At 27.5% G+C, this 1,889-nt stretch carries 3 protein-coding genes; all 3 read left to right on the top strand.

Features of this window, described 5'->3' with window-relative positions; translation table 11 throughout:
- Nucleotides 1-343 precede the first annotated feature (343 nt).
- From GOQ24_RS16885 to GOQ24_RS15730, 3 genes are read left to right on the top strand one after another with little or no spacing between them, the layout of a single operon-like run.
- Nucleotides 344-472, top strand: a complete 129-nt coding sequence (locus GOQ24_RS16885; protein WP_258204064.1) for a hypothetical protein — start codon at nucleotides 344-346, stop codon at nucleotides 470-472.
- 19 nt (nucleotides 473-491) lie between these two features.
- A complete protein-coding gene (locus GOQ24_RS15725; RefSeq protein ID WP_155093443.1) occupies nucleotides 492-1,031 on the top strand; it encodes a hypothetical protein in 540 nt (179 codons plus the stop codon).
- Between the two features lie 56 nt (nucleotides 1,032-1,087).
- The gene (locus tag GOQ24_RS15730; protein WP_155093211.1) at nucleotides 1,088-1,627 is read left to right on the top strand and encodes a hypothetical protein; all 540 of its coding nucleotides are present in this window, start codon (nucleotides 1,088-1,090) and stop codon (nucleotides 1,625-1,627) included.
- Nucleotides 1,628-1,889: the final 262 nt, after the last annotated feature.

Genomic DNA, 1,889 nt, shown 5'->3' on the forward strand with positions numbered 1-1,889 from the left:
AGAATATCGCAGACTTATATCCTCATAATTACAAGAAACTTATCCTGGATAATGTAGAAGAATAATTAGATCTCACAAGATGTACTTGCTCGGGTGCATACGATTCTAAACAGTTAGTTGTTGATTACAAAGAATGGTTATTGATTTGTAGTACAGTAAAGTAGGTATCATTATTAAGTAATTAACAAATAAGTATGAAGTTAAAATAGCTAATGGTGAAATCATTCTACCTCAACGTGCTGATAGAAGATTAGCAGCACATTCAAAATTAAGAGCTCTTGATCAAGCTCTTAAGGCAAGAAGAGAAGCAGGAATACATGTAGATAGAAATTCTATTAAAGAAATGAGTTTAAGTAATAGAGCGATAAAACCTAAGGATATATTAGAAAACAATGGAATTCCTCCTTTGAAAAAAAGATGTCAAAACTGTGAATATTTAACAGATGGAATTCAACTACACGGACACAAATAATATAAAAAAACAAAAAAATATGATGAGATTAGAAGATATAGACCACTCGCTTTATGTGCAAGATGATGTAAATGGAGAACATATTTATTACCTAGACCCTGAATTGACGAAGCCTTATACGGGAGTAATATATAATAAATGGCGAGGTAAGATAGAAAGTGAAGCAGAATTTATAGATGGTTTAAAAAATGGATTGGAGCATGTGTATAATGAAGAAGAAGAATTGATACTGATTAGTGAGTGTAGAGGAAATATTGAGTTTGGAATCTCAAAAGAATTTGAGAAGGGATACCTTACATCAGTAAGTATAAACTATAATGGTAGATTAGTAAAATATTTAGAAATAGGTCATAATTATGAGATAATTAATGTTCAAAAATTTTACTACGATGTAACTAAAGGGGACAAAATACCCGAAGGTGATAAGATAATAACTAAGATGTCTTATGAAAGACTACCGAAGTATATAAGAATACTGTTAGAACTATCTGATAAGGAATTGGTAGAATATGAGTTTAAAAAAGATAACCCTTATTTAAGACCTCCTTATAATATTTAATATTTTTAGAGGTAAACATCTTTATATATATTAATAACTTAAATAATATAGTAAATATGATGAGATTAGAAGATATAGATGATTCATTTTATGTAGAGAATGATGTAAATGGGATAGTAACATACTATTTAGACCCAGAATTAACGAAGCCTTATACGGGAGTAATATATAATAAATGGCAAGGTAAGATAGAAAGTGAAGCAGAATTTATAGATGGTTTAAAAAATGGTTTAGAACATATCTATAATGAAGATGGAGAACCGATACAGATTAATGAATGTAGAGGGAATGTTATGTTTGGAATAACTAAGGAATTCCAGAAGGGATACCTTACTTCAGTAAGTATAGTCTATAATAATAGTTATATAAAAAGCTTAGATGTAAATAGAAATAAAGAAATAATCGATATTCAAAAAAATTACTACGATGTAACTAAAGGGGACAAAATACCTGAAGGAGACAAAATATTAACTAATATGTCTTATGAAAGACTACCGAAGTATATAAGAATGTTGTTAGAACTGTCTGATAAGGAATTGGTAGAATATGAGTTTAAAAGAGATAATCCTTATTTAAAACCTCCTTATAATATTTAATATTTTAGGACAAACATCTTTATACATATTAATAACTTACTTAATATAGTAAATATGATGAGATTAGAAGACAAATAAATACTATTCTAATTGAATAATGTTTTTAAAAAATGATTTAGCTTCTAATTTTGTTTTCATCAAACAAAAAATGGAGCAGAAACATATTACATTCTATTTTTTACCCCAATAGTTTAAACATGGATAAATTGATAATAGAAATTTATATCAACTGTAGTGATATAAATAAAGTAGAATATTTAGT

Source organism: Myroides sp. LoEW2-1 (genome assembly GCF_009767705.1).
Lineage (GTDB): Bacteria > Bacteroidota > Bacteroidia > Flavobacteriales > Flavobacteriaceae > Flavobacterium > Flavobacterium album_A.

Coding starts and splice junctions, on each gene's coding strand:
- GOQ24_RS15725 (WP_155093443.1), top strand. CDS start 492: ATGATGAGATTAGAAGATATAGACCACTCGCTTTATGTGCAAGATGAT.
- GOQ24_RS15730 (WP_155093211.1), top strand. CDS start 1,088: ATGATGAGATTAGAAGATATAGATGATTCATTTTATGTAGAGAATGAT.
- GOQ24_RS16885 (WP_258204064.1), top strand. CDS start 344: ATGAGTTTAAGTAATAGAGCGATAAAACCTAAGGATATATTAGAAAAC.